Origin of the sequence: Pseudomonas sp. LS44 (assembly GCF_024730785.1) — a bacterium.
Classification (GTDB): Bacteria; Pseudomonadota; Gammaproteobacteria; order Pseudomonadales; family Pseudomonadaceae; genus Aquipseudomonas.
In genome coordinates this window covers 1,570,794-1,590,471 of the sequence record NZ_CP102830.1, presented here as the reverse complement: position 1 = coordinate 1,590,471, position 19,678 = coordinate 1,570,794, and the positions used below count along the sequence as shown (strand labels likewise).

At 63.0% G+C, this 19,678-nt stretch carries 10 protein-coding genes; all 10 read right to left on the bottom strand.

Translation table 11 applies throughout. The features are described from left to right. Positions 1-13 precede the first annotated feature (13 nt). The gene (gene alaS / locus NVV93_RS07175) at positions 14-2,653 is read right to left on the bottom strand and encodes an alanine--tRNA ligase (protein ID WP_258253746.1); all 2,640 of its coding nucleotides are present in this window, start codon (positions 2,651-2,653) and stop codon (positions 14-16) included. Between the two features lie 201 nt (positions 2,654-2,854). Next, positions 2,855-10,252: an autotransporter-associated beta strand repeat-containing protein gene (locus NVV93_RS07170; RefSeq protein ID WP_258253745.1), complete on the bottom strand. Its 7,398-nt coding sequence runs from the start codon at positions 10,250-10,252 to the stop codon at positions 2,855-2,857. A gap of 322 nt (positions 10,253-10,574) precedes the next feature. Next, positions 10,575-11,576 (bottom strand): succinylglutamate desuccinylase, encoded by a 1,002-nt coding sequence (astE, locus tag NVV93_RS07165; RefSeq protein ID WP_258253744.1) that lies wholly within the window; start codon positions 11,574-11,576, stop codon positions 10,575-10,577. 157 nt (positions 11,577-11,733) lie between these two features. Continuing rightward, a complete protein-coding gene (locus NVV93_RS07160; RefSeq protein WP_258253743.1) occupies positions 11,734-12,024 on the bottom strand; it encodes a topoisomerase II in 291 nt (96 codons plus the stop codon). 13 nt (positions 12,025-12,037) lie between these two features. Next, entirely contained in the window at positions 12,038-13,384 is a 1,347-nt protein-coding gene (gene astB / locus NVV93_RS07155) for an N-succinylarginine dihydrolase (protein ID WP_258253742.1), read from the bottom strand. Next, positions 13,381-14,847, bottom strand: coding sequence for a succinylglutamate-semialdehyde dehydrogenase (gene astD / locus NVV93_RS07150; protein WP_258253741.1), 1,467 nt, complete (start codon positions 14,845-14,847; stop codon positions 13,381-13,383). Before astD ends, astB begins: the two co-directional genes overlap by 4 nt. Further along, complete coding sequence (gene astA, locus NVV93_RS07145) at positions 14,844-15,866, bottom strand: arginine N-succinyltransferase (protein WP_258253740.1); 1,023 nt, start codon at positions 15,864-15,866, stop codon at positions 14,844-14,846. Before astA ends, astD begins: the two co-directional genes overlap by 4 nt. 108 nt (positions 15,867-15,974) lie before the next feature. Continuing rightward, positions 15,975-16,991, bottom strand: a complete 1,017-nt coding sequence (aruF, locus tag NVV93_RS07140) for an arginine/ornithine succinyltransferase subunit alpha (protein ID WP_258253739.1) — start codon at positions 16,989-16,991, stop codon at positions 15,975-15,977. Between the two features lie 121 nt (positions 16,992-17,112). Then, entirely contained in the window at positions 17,113-18,333 is a 1,221-nt protein-coding gene (locus tag NVV93_RS07135) for an aspartate aminotransferase family protein (RefSeq protein WP_258253738.1), read from the bottom strand. A gap of 361 nt (positions 18,334-18,694) precedes the next feature. Continuing rightward, entirely contained in the window at positions 18,695-19,675 is a 981-nt protein-coding gene (gene argR, locus NVV93_RS07130; RefSeq protein WP_258253737.1) for a transcriptional regulator ArgR, read from the bottom strand. Between the last annotated feature and the right edge of the window lie 3 nt (positions 19,676-19,678).

Sequence of the window (19,678 nt, the reverse complement as noted above, 5' to 3'; positions counted from 1 at the left end):
AGCTGCACTAGGTTTACAGACCTTGCTCGGCAAACGGTACGGCGAGTGCCAAAGCGGCGTCCACGGCAGCGGCATCGGTGCCGCCACCCTGGGCCATATCGGGGCGACCACCACCCTTTCCGCCGACCGCCGCAGCGGCCTGCTTCATCAATTCACCGGCTTTCAGCTGGCCGGTCAGATCCTGAGTGACGCCTGCGACCAACACGACTTTATCGTCCTGCACGCCGCCGAGCAGAATTACGGCGCTGCCGAGCTTGTTCTTCAATTGGTCGACCAGCGCCATCAGCGCCTTGCCATCCAGGCCATCGAGACGCGCGGCAAGCACCTTCGCACCCTTGACCTCCACCGCCGAACCAGCCAAATCGTTACCAGCAGCGCTGGCGGCCTTGGCCTTCATCTGCTCCAGTTCTTTCTCCAGCTGGCGGTTACGCTCAAGTACTGCGGAGAGCTTGTCCAACAGATTGTCGCGACTGCCCTTGACCAGCGCCGCCGCTTCTTTCAACTGCTCTTCGGCACCGTTCAGATAGGCCAATGCCGAAGCACCAGTGACCGCTTCGATACGCCGTACGCCGGCAGCCACACCGCCTTCGCTGGTGATCTTGAGCAGCGCGATATCGCCGGTACGCGCCACGTGAGTACCGCCGCACAGCTCGACGGAGAAGCTGCCGCCCATGCTCAGTACGCGCACTTCGTCGCCGTATTTCTCGCCGAACAGGGCCATCGCGCCTTTATTCTTGGCGCTCTCGATATCGGTCTCTTCCGTTTCGACGACGCTGTTCTTGCGAATTTCGGCGTTGACGATGTCTTCCAGTTCTTTCAGTTGCTCGGGCTTGATCGCCTCGAAGTGGCTGAAATCGAAACGCAGGCGCTGACTGTCGACCAACGAACCTTTTTGCTGCACGTGCTCGCCGAGTACCTGACGCAAGGCCGCATGTAGCAAGTGCGTGGCGGAATGGTTGAGAGCCGTGGCCTGGCGTACCGAAGCGTCGACCTCAGCTGCCAGCGAAGCGCCAACGCTCAAGCTGCCCTTAACGACTGCGCCATGGTGCAGATAGGCGCCGCCAGCCTTAGTGGTGTCACGCACATCGAAGCGAACGCCGGCGCCTGACCCCGCCTCATCACTAAGAAACCCACAGTCACCGATCTGCCCGCCAGACTCGGCGTAGAACGGCGTCTGATCGAGCACCACTACGCCCTCCTCGCCTTCGCCGAGCACGTCGACGGCTTTGCCATCCTTGAACAGTGCGATGATTTGTCCGGTGCCGCTGGTGCCTTCATAGCCCAGGAAACGGGTGTCGCTGTCGATCTTGACCAGGCTGTTGTAATCCATACCAAACGAGCTGGTGGAACGCGCGCGCTCGCGCTGGGCTTCCATCTCACGCTCGAAACCGGCCTCGTCGAGCGTCAGCTCGCGCTCGCGGGCGATATCACCAGTCAGGTCGACCGGGAAGCCGTAGGTGTCATACAGCTTGAACACCACGTCGCCAGGAATCACCGTACCTTGCAGCTCCGCCAAGTCCTGTTCGAGGATCTTCAGACCCTGCTCAAGGGTTTTGGCGAATTGCTCTTCCTCCATTTTCAGCACGCGTTCGATGTGCGCTTGCTGCTGCTTCAGTTCCGGGAAGGCTTCACCCATTTCGGCAACCAAAGCGGCAACGATCTTGTGGAAGAACGCGCCTTTGGCGCCCAGCTTGTTACCGTGACGGCAAGCGCGGCGGATGATGCGACGCAGAACGTAACCGCGACCTTCGTTGGACGGCGTGACGCCATCGGCGATCAAGAAGCCGCAGGAGCGGATGTGATCCGCCACCACTTTCAACGATGGCGCGCCGTCATTGGCACAACCGATGGCCTTGGCAGATGCCGCCAGCAGGCTTTGGAACAGATCGATCTCATAGTTCGAGTTGACGTGCTGGAGCACCGCACTGACTCGCTCGAGACCCATGCCAGTGTCCACGCTCGGCGCCGGCAGAGGATGCATCACGCCGTCAGCGGTGCGGTTGAACTGCATGAAGACGTTGTTCCAGATCTCGATGTAGCGATCGCCATCTTCTTCCGGCGAGCCAGGTGGGCCGCCCCAGATGTGATCGCCGTGGTCGAAGAAAATCTCGGTGCACGGACCACAGGGACCGGTATCGCCCATCGCCCAGAAGTTGTCGGATGCGTAAGCCGCGCCCTTGTTATCACCGATGCGAATCATCCGTTCGGCTGGGATACCGACTTCCTTGTTCCAGATCTCGTAGGCCTCGTCATCCGTGGCGTAGACGGTGACCCAGAGTTTTTCCTTGGGCAGATTCAGCCATTTGTCCGAGGTCAGAAATTCCCAGGCGAAGGTAATTGCATCGCGCTTGAAATAGTCGCCGAAGCTGAAATTACCCAGCATTTCAAAGAACGTGTGGTGACGTGCGGTGTAACCGACGTTCTCCAGGTCGTTGTGCTTGCCACCGGCTCGAACGCACTTCTGGCTGGTGGTGGCGCGGGTGTAGGCGCGCTTTTCCAGGCCGAGGAAACAGTCCTTGAACTGGTTCATCCCGGCGTTGGTGAACAGCAGAGTCGGGTCGTTCGCCGGGATCAGCGAGCTGGAGGCGACTCGGGTATGCCCCTTCTCTTCGAAGAAGCGGAGGAAGGCTTCACGGATTTCAGCGCTTTTCATAGTGTTTTCCACGGAACTGCGGCCACGAATCGCCGGCAAAGGGCCGCATTATATCGGCCTTGGAGCTCGGGTATAGGGGGTTTCTGCCAGATAACCTGGCGGCCAGCGCCTGTCATCAGCCGACCGGTCGCGGGGCCAAGTCGATTGCAGCGCCAAATTCAACCGGCACGCAGCTCGTCCGCGCTAGATGACCGGCGCGGATTACCAGCTCAGCTGCACACCGACTCGGCCTTCGGTGCTCTGATAATCGGCGCCGCTGAGCTCCTCGCTATGGCTGACCGACGCGAAAACGCCTAGCTGCTCGTTCAACTCCAGCAACATCCCAGCGGACAAGCTCAGCGCTCCGCCGAGATCCAGCCCATCGATACGCTGCTGGTCGTTGCCGGCGCTGAGCTGCACCGTGCCGCTCTCGCCGCTGAGCACGTAGCTCGCGCCGATTTTCGCCCATGGCCGTAGCGTCATGCCAGCAGAGGCGTCGAGCCGGTTGTCCACCCGCAGGCTGGTCTCCAGACGGCTGCGCAAATCGGTATCCAGTTCAACGCGCTTACCACTGGGATCGGTGCCGGAATCCCAATCCTGGTGACTGAGATCCAACTCGACTTGCGGCTCCAGCGACCAGCTGCCACGCATGGGGAAATGCCGACCAAGTTTCGCGCTGGCGCCCCAGGAACGGCCATGCAACGTCTGACTGAAGGCATCCGGCGTTTTAATCTGCGAATCCAGCCACGCCCTGCTCAGGCTCAGGTCCAGATACGTTTGGTTGGCCCACGACAAGCTGCCATAGACCACCGCAGTGGGCGCGGAAACGTCAATTTGCGCGCTGCTCGCCCCAGGAGATCGGGCATCAAAATCCGCATCCTGATAACCGAAGTAGGCGCCCAGCAGCACATCCACCTCGCCCGTCTGGCCCTGGTGCAACTGGTCATAACCGAGATAAGCGGTGCTCACATTGCCGTCCAGCACATCCCCTGAGCTGGCCAGATTCGCGTCGCTGTAGCTGACTTGTGACCAACTGCGGCCGCATGCCTGACTGGAGCGCCCTTCACGCACACCCTGCTGGCAGGCACGGACTTCGGCAAAGCGCTCGTCGGAGCTATGCAGCGCCTGCTCGGCCAACACACTGCCCAATGTCGTAGTGCCGCTGTAGCCGGAGACTTCTGGCAAGCTCTGTCCACTCAGTGGCGTGAGGTACCAGTTCCGATCGGCCTGCTGGGCAAAGTTCCAGGGCGTCAGGCTGCCGTTGAGGCGGACCATGCCGCTATCCAGCGTGGACGGCACGAAACTAGCGGCAGTCGCCAAGTCGTCGTTGGGACTGGAGATGACTAAGATCTCGCCAGGGCTGGTTTGCTGAGAGTTATCACTGCCGAACAGCACCTGCGTGCTGCCCTGCACGTCCCCTGCCACCGCTAAACCACCGGCACTCTGCGTGGCAGGCGATACCAGCACCTCGAGCCGCCCTTGATCGTTGGGTGAACGGTAATTGCCGCTGATCGCTACCCGATTCGCCGCCGCATGGATTACCCCGCCATTGTTCACATTGCCAGCCAGGGCAAAGCTGCCCGGCTGCCAACTGGACCCGGAGCCAATGTCCAGCGTGCCCTGACCGAGATCCAATGCTGCGCGCTGGGTGAGCGCGCTGTTATTCAGCAGCACGCCTTCCCAGTTGATCAAGCTGGGCAGCGAGCCCTGGAATCCATCGAGGCGAACGGTATCGACACCGCTGCCGCCATCCAACGGACCAGTGAAACCGATCAGACTGGCACCGTTGCGCAGCGTCAGTACATCGGCGCCGCTAAGCAAATCGATGTTCCCACTGCCCGTCACCGCGCCGCTCACATCGAAGGTGTCATCGCCCAGCGTGCCCAGGTAATTACCATCCACTTGCAGCGTCGCGCCGCCGGCGACCACGGTAGCCTGCGGATCGACAGTCACCCCGGAGGCCACCAGCAATGTCCCGGCCCTGACCTGCACCCGATCGAACACCGAAGTGACCGGCCCGTAGATACCGAGCGTACCCACGCCCAACTTTTCGAGCGATTCAAAGCCCACTGCCGCGCCCAGGCGCGCGCTACTGGCAATGTCGGCCACCACGATATCGTTACCGGCACCACCCATCAGGGCCGAACTCAGCGCGGATAGATCGGCGCCGTCGGTAACGGCTAGACGGTCATCGCCATCACCTAGATCGATAGTGCCGTTGCCGCTGACCACCCCGCCGACGAGCAGGCTGTCCGCTCCTGCACTGCCGCTGTAGTTACCATCGACCTGCAAGGTGGCGCCACTCGCTACGCGGGTGGTTTGCGCGCCCGTAACGCTGCCGGCCGGACCGATCGCGAGAGTGCCGGCATCGATGGCCACCTCAACGAAGTCAGAAGGCGCCGTACCGTCGATGTGCAGGATGCCGCTGTTGGTTTTGTTCAGCCGCTCGAAATCGCTCACCCCACCCAGCGTGGCGTCACCCGTGAAGTTGGCGATCAGACTGTCGTCGCCAGCCCCGGCACTCAAACCGGCGCTCAGCGCTGACAAATCAGCGCCGTCGTTGAGGGTCAGACTGTCGTCGCCAGCCCCTAGGTCGACGCTGCCGCTGCCGCTGATCGTACCGCTGACGACCAGCCTGTCCGCCCCCGCGCTGCCGCTGTAGCTGCCGTCGACCCGTAAGGTCGCGCCGCTGGCCACGTTAGTGTTCTGTACCCCCGTGACGCTGTCAGCCGCGCCAATAGCGGAGGTGCCTACCGCGATATCCATGGCGGCAATCGTGCTGCTGCCGGTGAAACTCACGGTGCCTACGTTCTGTTTGCTCAAATGTTCGAAGCCGATCAGACCCGCACCAGAAATCGACACGGCCAGCACATTGTCCAGCAGCACCGTATCGTCGCCCGAGCCGCCATCCAGCAGGCCGCTTAAGGAAGCTCCGTCCCTGAGGGTTAGCCAGTCATTGCCGGCACCCATGCTCAGGCCGCCCGTACCGGTATCCAGAGCACCCGCGAGAAGCAGTTGGTCATCACCATCCGCCAAGTCGCCCGCTGCCCGCAACAAGCCGCCAGTGGCGACATTGATGGTGTCCTGGCCGGTGCTGCCGAGCAGATTGGTGGCGGTAGTGGCACTCGCCTGCAAGGTGGCGCCGCTGGCGATATTCAGGGTCGTATCCGCGCCCAAGAAGCTGGTATTGGTGACTGCAACCGAGCCATTAACCCCCAGCATGCCCTGCTGCATCTGCAAGGTGGCGAAGTTGGAACTGCTGCCAGTCAAGTTCCAACTGCCACTGCCAGCTTTAGTTACGGCCAAACCGCCGGAGCCGTTATTCAGCAATGCTCCGGAAAACACATTGCTCGCCGCAGTGCCGGTCAACGTGAGGTTGGCGGCGGTGTTGGCGAAGCTGTAAGCGGGACCACCGCTCCAGGTCAAAGCGCCGCTACCACTGGCATCGAGCGTCGCTCCGCCAGCGCCGATGGTGAAGTTGCGGTTGGTCGCGGTTGCGCCGCCGATATAGCGCAGCGCTCCGCCATCAATCAACAGATTGCTGGCCGCACTGCTGGAGGCGCCGATGGCGCTGGTCGCCCCGCCAGCTGCCAGGGTGCTGATCTGCAGATTACCGCCTCTGATCGAGGTGACACCGATGTAGGTGTTGAGGCCGTTAAGGCTCAGATTGCCGCTGCCTTCTTTTACCAGGCCGCCTGTGGTGGTCGCGATGACGTTGTTGATGGTGGTATTACCCGCCCCGCCGACCGTGAGGGTGCGAGTGGCGCCGCTGAGGGTCGCGCCGTTCAGGGTCAACAGGCCTGCATCCGAATTTATCCGGCTATTGCCGACCAAGGTCACCGTACCGGCATAGCTGTTGTTGCCGGATACGTTGTGCAGCACGCCGGCGCTGCCAATGCCGGTACCGTTCAAGGTCAGCGCTTCGGCACCCACCGCGATGTCGCCCTGCAGTTGCAGTTCAGCGCCGTTGGCCACGGTCGTCGCGCCGCTCGTTGTGCCAAGCGCGTTGCCATTTTGGATGTTCAGCGCTCCGGCGCTGATGGTGGTCAAGCCGCTGTAGGTATTCGCCCCGACCAGGGTCAGCGTGCCGTTGCCGTCTTTGGTTAGACCACCGGTAGTGGTGGCGATGACGTTGTTAATCGTGGTGTTGCCTGCCCCGCCGACCGTCAGGGTGCGAGTAGCACCGCCGAGGGTCGCACCGCTCAACGTCAACAAGCCGGCATCCGAGTTAATTCGGCTGTTGCCGGCCAACGTCACCGCACCGGCGTAGCTGTTATTGCCGGCGACGTTATGCAGCGCACCACGGCTGCTGATCCCCGTACCATTCAGGGTCAGCGCTTCGGCACCCACGACGATGTCGCCCTGCAGTTGCAGTTCGGCACCACTGGCCACGCTGGTCGCGCCGCTGGTGGCACCGAGCGCGTTGCCATGCTGAATGTTCAGCGCCCCGGCGTTGATCGTCGTAGCACCGCTGTAGGTGTTGTTACCCGCGAGAATCTGCGTGCCGACACCAGCCTTGGTCAGACCACCCGTGCCGCTGATGTCGCCGGCGAAGCTGCTGCTGCCGCTGGCTCGGTTGACCGTCAACGTGCCGCCGCCCAAAGCCACCGAACCACCCGTAGCGCCGCCGCCAGCCAACGAGGCCACTTGCTGGTTGAAGCCGTTCAGATTCAACGTGGCGCCGGCCACATCGGCAATGCTCACGGCGGTCGAGGTGGACAGCCGATTGTTGCCAGTGCCCAGCTGCAGCGTCCCGGCATTGATGGTGGTCGCCCCGGTGAACGTACTGGCCCCGTTGAGAATGAGCGTACCGCTGCCATCCTTGGTCAAACCACCGGTAGTTGTGGCGATTACATTATTGATGGTGGTGTTGCCCGCGCCGCCGACCGTGAGGGTGCGGGTAGCGCCGCCAATGGTCGCGCCGTTCAGGGTTAACAGACCGGCATCCGAATTGATCCGACTATTGCCGGCCAAGGTCAGCGCACCGGCATAGCTGTTGTTGCCAGATACGTTATGCAACGCGCCGGCATTGCCGACGCCGGTGCCGTTCAAGGTCAGCGCTTCGGCGCCGACCGTGATACCACCTTGCAGCTGCAGCTCGGCACCGCTGGCCACGCTGGTCGCGCTGGTCGCGCCGCTGGTGGCGCCCAGCGCCGCAGCGTTCTGGATATTGAGAATGCCGGCACTCACCGTCGTGACACCGCTATAAGTATTCGCCCCCATCAACGTCAGCGTACCGCTGCCATCTTTGGTCAGACTGCCCGTGGTGGTGGCGATGACGTTGTTGATCGCGGTATTGCCCGCGCCACCGACCGTCAATGTACGGGTAGCACCGCTGAGCGTCGCGCCGTTCAGGGTCAACAGGCCGGTATCCGAATTGATCCGGCTATTGCCGGCCAGCGTCACCGCACCGGCATAGCTGTTGTCGCCGGCAATATTGTGCAGCGCCCCGCCGTTGCCGATCCCCGTGCCGTTCAAAGTTAGCGCTTCGGCCCCGACACTGATCCCACCCTGCAGTTGCAGTTCGGCGCCCGTGGCGACGGTCGTCGCACCACTGGTGGAGCCGAGAGCAAGGCTATTTTGAATGTTCAGCGCCCCGGCGCTCACCGTGGTGACGCCGCCGTAGGTGCTGGCGCCGGTGAGGGTCAACTTGCCGGTGCCATCCTTGGTCAGTCCGCCGCTGGTGGTCGCTATGCTGTTGTTCAGGAGGGTATTGCCGGCACCACCGACCGTCAGGGTCTGAGTCGTGCCACTGACGGTATCGCCGTTCAGGGTTAACAAGCCGGCGTCCGAATTCATCCGACTGTTGCTACCCAGGGTCACCGCACCGGCATAGCTGTTATTACCGGAGACGTTGTGCAGCGCACCTCGGTTGCCGATCCCCGTACCATTCAGGGTCAGCGCTTCGGCACCCACTGCAATGTTGCCTTGCAGTTGCAGTTCCGCACCGCTGGCCACGGTGGTCGCGCCGCTGGTGGTGCCGAGGGCATTGCTGTTCTGAATATTGAGAATGCCGGCGCTGACCGTGGTCGCGCCGCCATAGGTGTTGGTACCGGAAAGAATCTGCGTGCCGACACCGGTCTTGGTCAACCCGCCCGTGCCGCCGATAGTGCCGGCGAAACTGCTGCTGCCGCTGGCTTTGTTGATGGTCAGGGTACCGCTGCCCAACGCCACTGCGCCGCCAGTAGAGCCACCGCCAGCCAATGAAGCCACTTGCTGATTGAAACCGTTCAGATTCAACGTGGCGCCAGCCACATTGGCGATGGTCACTGCGGTCGCGGTCGACAAGCGGTTGTTGCCAGTACCCAGTTGCAGCGTTCCGGCATTGATCGTGGTCGCCCCGCTATAGGTATTCGCGCCATTCAGGATCAAGGTGCCGCTGCCGTCTTTGGTCAAGCCACCGGTGGTGGTGGCGATGACATTGTTGATCGTGGTGTCGCCCGCGCCGCCAACCGTAAGGCTGCGGGTTGCGCCGCTGATGGTTGCGCCGTTGAGGGTAAGCAGACCGGCATCCGAATTGATCCGGCTGTTGCCGGCCAAGGTCACCGCGCCGGCATAGCTGTTGTTGCCGGACACGCTGTGTAGCGCACCGCCGTTGCCGATCCCCGTACCGTTCAGGGTCAGCGCTTCGGCACCAACTGTGATGCCGCCCTGCAGTTGCAGCTCGGCACCAACGGCGACTGTAGTCGCGCCGCTGGTGGCACCCAGCGCCGTATTGTTCTGAATATTGAGAATGCCGGCGCTCACCGTGGTAAGCCCGCTGTATGTATTGCTGCCAGAGAGAATCTGCGTGCTAGCGCCGGCCTTGGTCAGCCCGCCCGTGCCGCTGATAATCCCGGCAAAGGCACTGCTGCCGCTGGCTTTGTTGATGGTCAGCGTGCCACTGCCCAGCGTCACCGCGCCCCCGGCGGCACCGCCACCGGTTAAGGAAGCAATCTGCTGGTTGCGATTATTGAGATTGAGCGCAACGCCAGCGGCATTGGCGATATTCACATCCGTCGCGGTCGGCAAACGGTTGTTGCCTGCGGCCAACTGCAACACACCGCCGCTGATGGTGGTAGCCCCGGTGTAGGTGCTGACGCCGCCCAAGGTCAGGGTCGCCGCGCCGTCCTTGGTCAGTCCGGCACTGCCCGCGACCACCGAGTTAATCGTGGCGTTGGCGGCGGTGTTGATGGTCGGGGTGCTGCCGCCCAGCGTAAGGGTGCCGCCGGTGAGGATATAAGCGGGGGTATTGAATATCAGGTTATGAGCGGTGAGCGCTCCGCTCAGGGTGACGGTGCCGGCGGTACCGCGAAAGTCTGCATCGTCCAAGGCCGCGTTGTTCCAACTGGCGAAGGGACCATTGACGCCATCCATGCCGCCCCACAGGTTGTTGCTGGCGTTCCAGGCTCCGCTACCACCCAGGCCGGCCGCGGCCGTGTTGCTGTCCCAGTGACGAGTGGCGGCCAACGCCGACGATCCGGCCAGTCCCTCCAGCAACAACAAGCTGAGCAGGCCGACTGTCTTCAGTCGATTGGCGGGGTTGGCACCTGCTGGGCCAGTACCGCGCCGCGCATGCTCGCTGGCGGCGACAACGCCACCCAGCCCAGGCTTCCAGACCAGACTGAAGATGCGGTTCATCCCTGCACCCCGTCTGCATAGTCTGAATACGCCGACAGGCTTTGCACCCCCGTAAGCCCCAGTTGTGATCCCCTCAATATCGAGAGAAATCGGCTATCCCCGCCCTGCCCGCATCGCCCCACGCAACTACTCCTGATCGGTACATCCTGCACGAACGTCCGACTTAGATTTTTGGTGGAGAATGTCACAGTTTTTTGCGGCGAACACGCCCGTTTCGCATGCTTCGTCGGCTAACTTGCACGTTCGGAAGTTTCGGGGGAGTCGGAAAGCCAAGCTAAGGCCTTCCAAAATCTATCTAGGACGCCCAACCCGAACCTGGGCGTCAGGCCGGTAAGCTGCCCGGGACGACCAGAATCGCCGCGCGCAAGCCGTTCTTGACCTTGGGATTGGGAAAAATCAGGCGAGCGCCTTCTTCCTCGACGACCCAGCGCATGCCGGCAATATCTTCGGCAAGCAAATAGCCTTGCGGCAGCTCGCTGAAGTTCTCGATATCGGCCGGGACGTGCAGCTTGAACTCATCGCTACGCTTGATCACCTCGCGCGCCACGGCGAACAGCTGCAAGCCATCGAGACTCTTCGCCACGTCCGGCTCGGTACCGCTGATCAAACTGCGCAGGCGCGCGTCCAGGCGATCGAGGCTGACCACCTGGTTCTGCCCGAACGGCCGCGCTTTGCCCAACTCCAGAGTGAAGGCTTCGGCTCCGAGGCGGGCGTAGGTGTAGGAGCTGAAGGTGATCGAGGCCTTGCTCTGCAGCAGCACCGCCTCGATTCCCGCGGCGTACAGGCGGGCCAGCTCATGAGTGGAGTGCGCGCGCCCTTCGGCCCAGGGATAGAGGGCGAATTGCTCGATTTTCGAGCCGCGGATGGCGGTATGCAGGTCGTAATGCAGGCGGGTGCGTTCCGCCTTGCTGAAGAAATTCGCCGCCAGGCGCTCCAACTCGCCGGCCCGCAGCGCTTCGAAACCGCTGGTTTGCTCGTGCTTGCCGTTGAACAAACGGTTGATGTCCTGCTCGATGTAGCGCTCGCCGCGGCGCATCGCCTCGGGATTGCCGAACAGGAACAGCAGCCGCGCGCGCGGCTTCAAGGCGCCGCGGGCGATATCCTGCAACAAGCGATCGAGCAGCTCGATCGGCGCCGTCTCGTTGCCATGCACACCGGCGGACAACAGCAGGTCGAGGCCGCTGTCGGCATCGGCGGGCGGGGTGACTTCCAGTACGCCCTCGGCCAGCCAGCGCAAGCGTGCGCCCTCACTGGTGAGCTGGACTTTGGCGGCCGGCTCATGTCCGGCCAGAGTCAGGTCAAGCAGCTTGCCGAGGGCTAACATCGCGCTACCTCTTTCAGAAAGCTTTTTTCAAAATAGCCGAGCGCAGCTGAGACAAGGCAAAAATGGCTGAGGACGCGGAATTTACGAGCTGTAAATGAGCAGTTCAAAGTCATTTTTAACGCAGCTTCAGCACGCGCAGGCATTTTGAAGTCAGCTTTCAATGGTCGTGATTACAGTCCGGACCATGCACGTGGTCGTCATCGTCGCCCGCATCGGCCGGCTCCATTTCCAGCTGCAGGCTGACCAGGTTGGTAGCCAGCGGACGCAGCAGCAGGTTGGCGTACTCGGTATCGCCTTCCGCGACATCGACGCCGATGATCAGCTGGCCGCTGCCGTCTTGCTGAAACCACAGTTCCTTGCCCTGCCACATGACGGCAAAGCGGGTGCAGGAGGTTTCCAGCTGAGTGCCGTCGGTATCTTCGAGGATCAGTTGCAGGGCATCGGACATGGTGTAAGTACTCTTAAGTGAGTTGGAAAGGATAAACCGAGCCAAGTTTAAGGATCTGCGTCAGCTCGTCCAATGACGTACGGCATTCATTCAGCAATTGCGGGTCGCCCAGATCGCTTTCGCTCAAGCGGTCGCGGTAATGCTTGTCGACCCACTGATTGAGGGTTTCGTACAGCGACGCCGTCATCACCACGTTCGGATTGACCGCGGCCAGTTCCTGCTCGTTGAGCGCCACGCGCAAGCGCAGGCATGCCGGCCCGCCGCCGTTCTGCATGCTTTGCTTGAGGTCGAACGCCTTGACCTCGCTGATCGGCCCGTCGTCGGCGGTCAGTTGCGCCAGATAGGCCCTGACGCGCTCGTTGTAACGGCACTCCTCCGGCACTACCAGCAGCATAGAACCATCGGCGCGGGTCAACAGTTGGCTGTTGAACAGATAGGAGCCCACCGCATCTTCCACCGAGACCGCATCACGCGGCACGCACAACGCCTGGAAGCGTGCGCCGCGCTGGCTGAGTTTGCCGTGCAGCTCGGCGAGCACGTGTTCGGTATTGAGGAAGGCATCTTCGTGATGGAACAGCACTTCGCCGTTACCGACCGCGATCACGTCGTTGTGGAACACACCCTGATCGATCACCGCCGGGTTCTGTTGCGCGTAGACCACACCCTGCTCGTCCAGCCCGTGCAAACGGGCAACGGCCTGGCAGGCCTCCAGGGTTTGCCGCGCCGGGTAACGCTGCGGTGCGGGGAAGCGGCTGTCGAAAGCGCTACGGCCGAACACGAAGAATTCCACGCCGGCTTCGCCGTAGCTTTTGCAAAAGCGCGTGTGGTTGGCCGCGCCTTCGTCGCCGAACTGCGCCACCGCCGGCAGCGCCGCGTGGTGGGCGAAGTGCGGTTCGCTGGCGAACATGGCCGCCAGCACGCGGCTGGTGGTCGGGTGCTCGATGCTGCGGTGGAACTTGCAGTTGAGGTTGGCGGCGGTGAAATGCACGCGGCCATCGGCGGTGTCGGCGCTGGGGCTGACGGTGCAAGCGTTGGCCGTCCACATACTGGACGCCGAGCTGCACGCGGCAAGCAGCGGAAAGGCCTCTTTGGCGGCTTTTTCGACGACCTGGGCATCGGTCCCGGTAAAGCCGAGACTGCGCAACGCGACCACATCCGGACGTTCTTGCGGGGCCAGCACGCCCTGCTTGAAGCCCATGTCCATCAGCGCCTTCATCTTCGCCAGCCCTTGCTTGGCGGCCTCTTTCGGGTTGGACGAGGCCTGGCTGTTGGACTGCGAGGCGACGTTGCCGTAGGAGAGCCCGCCATAGTTGTGGGTCGGCCCGACCAGGCCATCAAAGTTCACTTCATAGGCTTTCACAGGCTTACTCCCGGAGTCAGAGTGGCGGGCAGACTCAGGCTGTCGCTCTCCAACGAGGCGACCGGGTAGGCGCAGTAGTCCGCCGCGTAGTAGGCGCTGGCGCGATGATTGCCGGACCCGCCGACGCCGCCGAACGGCGCGCTGCTGGCCGCGCCAGTGAGCTGCTTGTTCCAGTTGACGATGCCGGCGCGACTTTCCAGCCAGAACTGCTGATAGCGCTCGCGCGAATCCGACAGCAGGCCGGCAGCCAGGCCATATTGGGTAGCGTTGGCTTCCGCGATGGCGGCGTCGAAATCGACATAGCGGATCACTTGCAGCAGCGGGCCGAAGAACTCTTCATCGGCACGTTCAGCCGCCGCCGTGACATCGAGAATGCCCGGGGTGAGCAACGCCGCGCCGGCCAGGGGCTGAGTCATCTGCAGCAATGGCAGCGCGCCGTGGGTGATCAGATGCAACTGGGCCTTGAGCAAATGTTCGGCCGCGACCAGGGAGATCACCGAGCCCATAAACGGTGCCGGTTGCTCGTCGAACGCGCCGACCCGCAGGCTGGCGCTGACCGCCACCAGGCGCGCCAGCAGCGCATCGCCCCACGCGCCTTGCGGCACCAACAGGCGGCGTGCGCAGGTGCAGCGCTGGCCCGCAGAAATGAACGCCGATTGGATGATGGTGTAGACCGCCGCGTCGACGTCCTGCACCTGATCGACGATCAGCGGGTTATTGCCGCCCATTTCCAGGGCGAGAATCTTGTCCGGACGACCAGCGAATTGATTGTGCAGCAGCGTGCCGGTGCGGCTCGAACCGGTGAAGAACAGGCCATCGATGCCCGGATTGGCGGCCAGCGCCATGCCGGTCTCGCGCGCGCCCTGGACCAGATTGAGCACGCCGGCCGGCAGCCCCGCCTCGATCCAGCACTTGACCGTCAGCTCGGCGACTTTCGGGGTCAGCTCGCTGGGCTTGAAAATCACCGTGTTGCCAGCCAGCAGCGCCGGGACGATGTGTCCATTGGGCAAGTGGCCGGGGAAATTGTATGGGCCGAACACCGCGACCACGCCGTGCGGCTTGTGGCGCAGCACCGCGGTGGCATCGGCCAGCGGACCGCTTTTCTCGCCGGTGCGCTCGCGGTAGCTCTGGATCGAAATCGCCACCTTGTTGACCATGCTGGTCACTTCGGTGGCCGACTCCCAGAGCGGCTTGCCGGTTTCCTCGCCGATCGCCTGGGCCAGTTCGTCGGCGTGCGCCTTGAGGCAGGCGGCGAATTGTTCGAGCACGCCGATACGGTCATCCAAGGAGCGCCGCGCCCAACTCGGAAAGGCCAAGCGCGCCGCGTGCACCGCAGCGGCGACCTGCGCGGCACTGGCGCCGCGGCCACTCCAGACGACTGTTTGGGTGACGGGATTCAGCGATTCCAGGGCTTCGCCCTGACCATCGACCCAGCTGCCATTGAGGTAATGGGTACTCATCACACGCTCTCCCGGGCCGACAAGGCCACTGCCCGCACCTGATCGCCGGCGCGCAATTGCAGGCGTTTGGCGACCTGCGCATCGACCACCAAGGTGCCCGCCGCCAGACGCGCGGGGGCCGCGGTGATCCGGCAGTCTTCGCGCTTGCGGTTATGGATCAAGAAAATCGGCGCATCGTCGCCCGGAGTACCGACCGCCAGAATCAGCGCCTGGCTATCGCGCACCGCGCGGATCTTGTCGGTTTCCACCTCGATGGCCGGGCCGGCGTCGAAGATATCGACATAGCCCTGGTAGCTGAAACCCTCACCCTTGAGCATCGCCAGCGCTGGCTCGGTGTCCGGATGCACGCGGCCGATGACGTTGCGCGCCTCCTCCGAGAGGAAGCAGGTGTAGAGCGGGAACTTCGGCATCAACTCGGCGATGAAGGCCTTGTTGCCAACCCCGGTCAGGTAATCGGCGCGGGAGAATTCCATCTTGAAGAAGTGCCGACCGAGGCTTTCCCAGAACGGCGAACGGCCGTTCTCGTCGGACATGCCGCGCATTTCGGCAATCACCTTGTCGCCGAACAACTGACGGAACTCGGCGATGAACAACATCCGGGCCTTGGACAACAAGCGGCCATTCGAGCCACTGCGATACCCGGCGTGGAGGAACAGCGAGCACAGCTCAGAGTTGCCGGTCAGGTCGTTGGCAAGAAACAGGGTGGGAATTTCGCGGTGGATCTGCAATTCCTGCGAGGCGCTGACGGTGAGGCCGACCCGGTAGTTGTACCAAGGCTCACGCAGGCCGACGGCGCCCGCCACCGCGGAGATGCCGATGACCTGACCGTCGTCGTTTTCCAGCACGAACAGATAATCGGCATCGGCCCGCCCCGCTTCGCCGCGGAAGGTTTTTTCCGCCCAGCCGACTCGATGCGCGAGGCGCTCCTCGTTGGCCGGCAAGGTGGTCAGGCCGGCGCCAGTGCTGCGGGCCAGGTCGATCAGCGCCGGCAAATCGGCACTACGGACGGGACGAACGATCATGTTGCCTCCAGAGACTCTCCCTCTCCCGACGGAGAGCGGACGGCAGCGAGGGCAGCGCCCTCACCCGGCCCAGCGGGCCACCTTCTCGCGGGGAGAAGGCTCAAAAACTCAAACCGCGACCAATCTCACGCTGCCGCCTTCGCCGACTCCGAGCAGTTCAGCCGCTTCAGCACTGAGGCTGACTGGCTTGCCGGGCACCCAGTCGAGCTCGAGGACTACCGCGCGAAAATCCTGCAACTGGCCGTTGGCAACCAGATACGGACGTCCGCCGCGACCGCCCTCTTCCACGCGTACCGGCACCACGCGGCTCTGGGCGATGGAGCGGATGCCCGAGGCGCGCGCGTGCAGGGTCGGGCCGCCGTCGAAGATGTCGATGTAATGGTCGGTCTCGAAGCCTTCACGCATCAGGATGTCGAAGGTGATCTGCGCCCGCGGATGCACCTGGCCCATGGCTTCCTGAGCGGCATCCGGCAACAGCGGCACGTAAATCGGGTAATGCGGCATCAGTTCGGCGAGAAAGGTGCGGCTCTTCAGCCCGGACAGACGCTCGGCCTCGCTGTAACTCATGTCGAAGAAGTTGCGGCCCACGGCATCCCAGAACGCCGAATCGCCCTGTTCGTCGCTGGTGCCGACGATCTCCACCACCACCGCATCGGCGAAGCGCTCGGGATGGCTGGCCATGAACAGCAGCCGAGCGCGCGAGTTGAGCTCGGCGTAGGTGGTGTCCACCAGCGGGCGTTCGACGTAGAAACTGGTCAGCAAGCTGTTGCCGGTGAGGTCATGGCACAGCGAGAGGACGTGGATCTTGTTGTGGATCGACAGCGACCGCGAGGCGTGCACGAAGGTCTCGTTGCGGAAGCTGTAGAACGGTTCGGAATAGCCGGCCGAGGCGACGATTCCCGAGCAGCCGACCAGGCGGCCGTTGCTGCTGTCTTCAAGGACGAAGAAGTAGCTTTCCTCGCCATTGAAGCTGACTTCAGCGGCGAACGAGGCTTCAGAGCTGACAATCTTGTCGCTCAGACGCTCGACGTCATCGGGCAACGAAGTGACACCCACCGGGCTGTCCGCGGCGAGACGCTGTACATCTTGCAGATCTGCCATTTGCGCGGGACGCATCACCAGCATGGTGTACTCCTTGGAAGAAAAGCTCTGGGCCACTCACGTGGAACTGCCCAGAGAAAGCCATGCCTGAGGGGCATGGCACACACAGAACTTGAGTTTTGGCGCGTCCTTGCGCCCCTTGCCGTTACGCCTGAGTCAGTTTGGCGATGGCGCGCTCCAGGCGCGCCAGGCCTTCGTCGATATCCGCATCCGGAATCACCAGACTCGGCGCGAACCGCACCACGTCCGGACCGGCTTGCAGCACCATCAACGCCTCTTTCTCCGCGGCGTTGAGGACATCCTTGGCCTTGCCCAGCCAGGCCTCGGAGAGTTGCGCGCCGATCAGCAGGCCGAGGCCGCGGACTTCGGTGAAGATGCCGTACTTGGCGCCCATTTCCAGCAGACGCGCCTTGAAACGCTCATGCTTGATCTTGATCCCGCTGAGCACTTGCGGGGTGTTGATCACATCCAGCACGGCGCCGGCGACTGCACTGGCCAGCGGATTGCCGCCGTAGGTGGTGCCATGGGTACCGACCGCCAGGTGCTTGGCGACTTCGCTGGTGGTGAGCATCGCGCCAATCGGGAAACCGCCGCCCAAGCTCTTGGCGCTGGTGAGGATGTCCGGCGTCACGCCGTAGTGCATGTAGGCGAACAACTCGCCGGAACGGCCCATGCCGCTCTGCACTTCGTCGAACACCAGCAGGGCCTTGTGCTCGTCGCACAGCGCACGGGCGCCTTCCAGGTAAGCCTGGTCGGCCGGCAACACGCCGCCCTCGCCTTGCACCGGCTCGAGCACCACGGCGCAGGTCTTGTCGGAAATCGCCGCCTTCAGGGCCGCCAGATCGTTGAACGGCACATGAGTGATGCCGGCGATCTTCGGCCCGAAGCCGTCGGAATACTTCGGCTGACCACCGACGCTGACGGTGAACAGCGTGCGGCCGTGGAAACTGTTGCTGGCCGCGATGATTTCGAATTTCTCCGCGCCGTGCACGTCATGGGCATAACGACGGGCCAGCTTGAACGCCGCCTCGTTGGCCTCGGCGCCGGAGTTGGCGAGGAACACGCGCTCGGCGAAGGTCGCTTCGACCAGCTTCTTGGCCAGGCGCAGTGCCGGCTCGTTGGTGAACACGTTGGACACGTGCCAGATCGTATTGGCCTGCTCGGTGAGCGCCTGTACCAGCGCCGGATGTGCGTGGCCGAGGGAGTTGACGGCGATGCCGCCGGCGAAGTCGATCAGCTCTCGACCGCTCTGGTCCCAGACTCGCGAGCCAGCGCCGCGTACCGGAATAAAGGCGGCGGGGGCATAGTTGGGAACCATGTACTGGTCGAAATCGGCGCGTTGCACCGGATCGTGCTGAACGGACATCGAAGCTCTCCTGGAAGAAGCGTACCGCCTTGACTGGCGAGTACTGAAAGGATTGTAGGGATTGATCCCGGGCCGGCATTACCGCGATGCGACAACTTCTTATAGCGCCCACCCGGATTTTCCCGAGGCTTGCATCGATGCGACACAAAACGACGGAAAGGCGCAGTTTAAACGCAGGTGATGCACGTGGCGCGGGACGCAAGAGAAAATTGCACGCATGTCACGGCGAGCCCGTGGCGGACTGTTCGCTGACGCTCCTGAGTCCGCCCTACACGCCTGTTCAAGCGGCCGGCGTTCCGGTCCGCCCTACGCAAGGCCACGTGGTAGGGCGTACTCGCGCAGCAGTACGCCGATGCTGGACTCAGCCGCGCTCGACGACCGCCGGGCTGAGCTCGAAGGGGCTGGCGCTGCGCCGCTGGTTGCGGTCTTCGCGCGGGGTGGCGCCGAAGAAGTTGCGGTAGGCGCTGGAGAAGTGCGGGCCGGAGGAAAAACCGCACGACAGGCCGATCTGGATGATCGACTTGCTGGTTTGCATCAACAGCTGGCGTGCCTTGTTCAGGCGCAGCTCCAGGTAATACTGGCTTGGTACGCGATTCAGGTATTGCTTGAAGATCCGCTCCAGCTGGCGCCGCGACATGCACACGTGCTGGGCAATCTCGTCGGTGGTTAGCGGTTCCTCGATATTCGCTTCCATCAGCAGCACCGCCTGGGTGAGCTTCGGATGGCTGGAACCGAGGCGATTCTGCAACGGAATACGCTGGCGCTCGCCGCCCTCGCGGATGCGCTCAACCACCAGTTCTTCGCTGACCGCGCCGGCCAATTCGGCACCGTGATCACGGGCCAGCACGGCGAGCAGCAGATCGAGTACCGCCAGGCCGCCGCACGAGGTCAGCCGGTCCCGATCCCAATCGAACAGGTGGCTGGTGCAGATGACCTTGGGGAAGCGTTCGCTGAAATCGTCCTGCCAGCGCCAGTGCACGGCGGCGCGATAACCGTCGAGCAGGCCCAGCTGCGCCAGCGGATAGACCCCCGCGGATAGACCACCGACCACGCAACCGGAACGCGCCAGTTGCTTGAGCGCATTGGCCAATGCATTGGCCAACGGCGCCGGCGGTTCATCGGCAACCAGAAAGATTTTCTGATAGCCCTCCAGTTTGCCCGCCCACGCCTCGCCCGGCAGACGCCAGGCGCCCTCCTCGGTCGGCTCAGCCTGCAGGAACGACACCTCGTAGCTGACGTCCGGATGCACGCGCTGGGCAACACGCAGCGCTTCTTCGGCCAGAGCCAGAGTCAGCGGCTTGGTACTGGGCCAGAGTAGGAAGGCAATTCGATGGGCAGTCATGTC

What these genes read in the sequence shown, in the direction of transcription:
- NVV93_RS07170 (WP_258253745.1), bottom strand. Translation starts at nt 10,252, where the DNA reads ATGAACCGCATCTTCAGTCTGGTCTGGAAGCCTGGGCTGGGTGGCGTT.
- NVV93_RS07135 (WP_258253738.1), bottom strand. Translation starts at nt 18,333, where the DNA reads ATGTCCGTTCAGCACGATCCGGTGCAACGCGCCGATTTCGACCAGTAC.
- astE (WP_258253744.1), bottom strand. Translation starts at nt 11,576, where the DNA reads ATGTTAGCCCTCGGCAAGCTGCTTGACCTGACTCTGGCCGGACATGAG.
- argR (WP_258253737.1), bottom strand. Translation starts at nt 19,675, where the DNA reads ATGACTGCCCATCGAATTGCCTTCCTACTCTGGCCCAGTACCAAGCCG.
- astA (WP_258253740.1), bottom strand. Translation starts at nt 15,866, where the DNA reads ATGATCGTTCGTCCCGTCCGTAGTGCCGATTTGCCGGCGCTGATCGAC.
- NVV93_RS07160 (WP_258253743.1), bottom strand. Translation starts at nt 12,024, where the DNA reads ATGTCCGATGCCCTGCAACTGATCCTCGAAGATACCGACGGCACTCAG.
- alaS (WP_258253746.1), bottom strand. Translation starts at nt 2,653, where the DNA reads ATGAAAAGCGCTGAAATCCGTGAAGCCTTCCTCCGCTTCTTCGAAGAG.
- aruF (WP_258253739.1), bottom strand. Translation starts at nt 16,991, where the DNA reads ATGCTGGTGATGCGTCCCGCGCAAATGGCAGATCTGCAAGATGTACAG.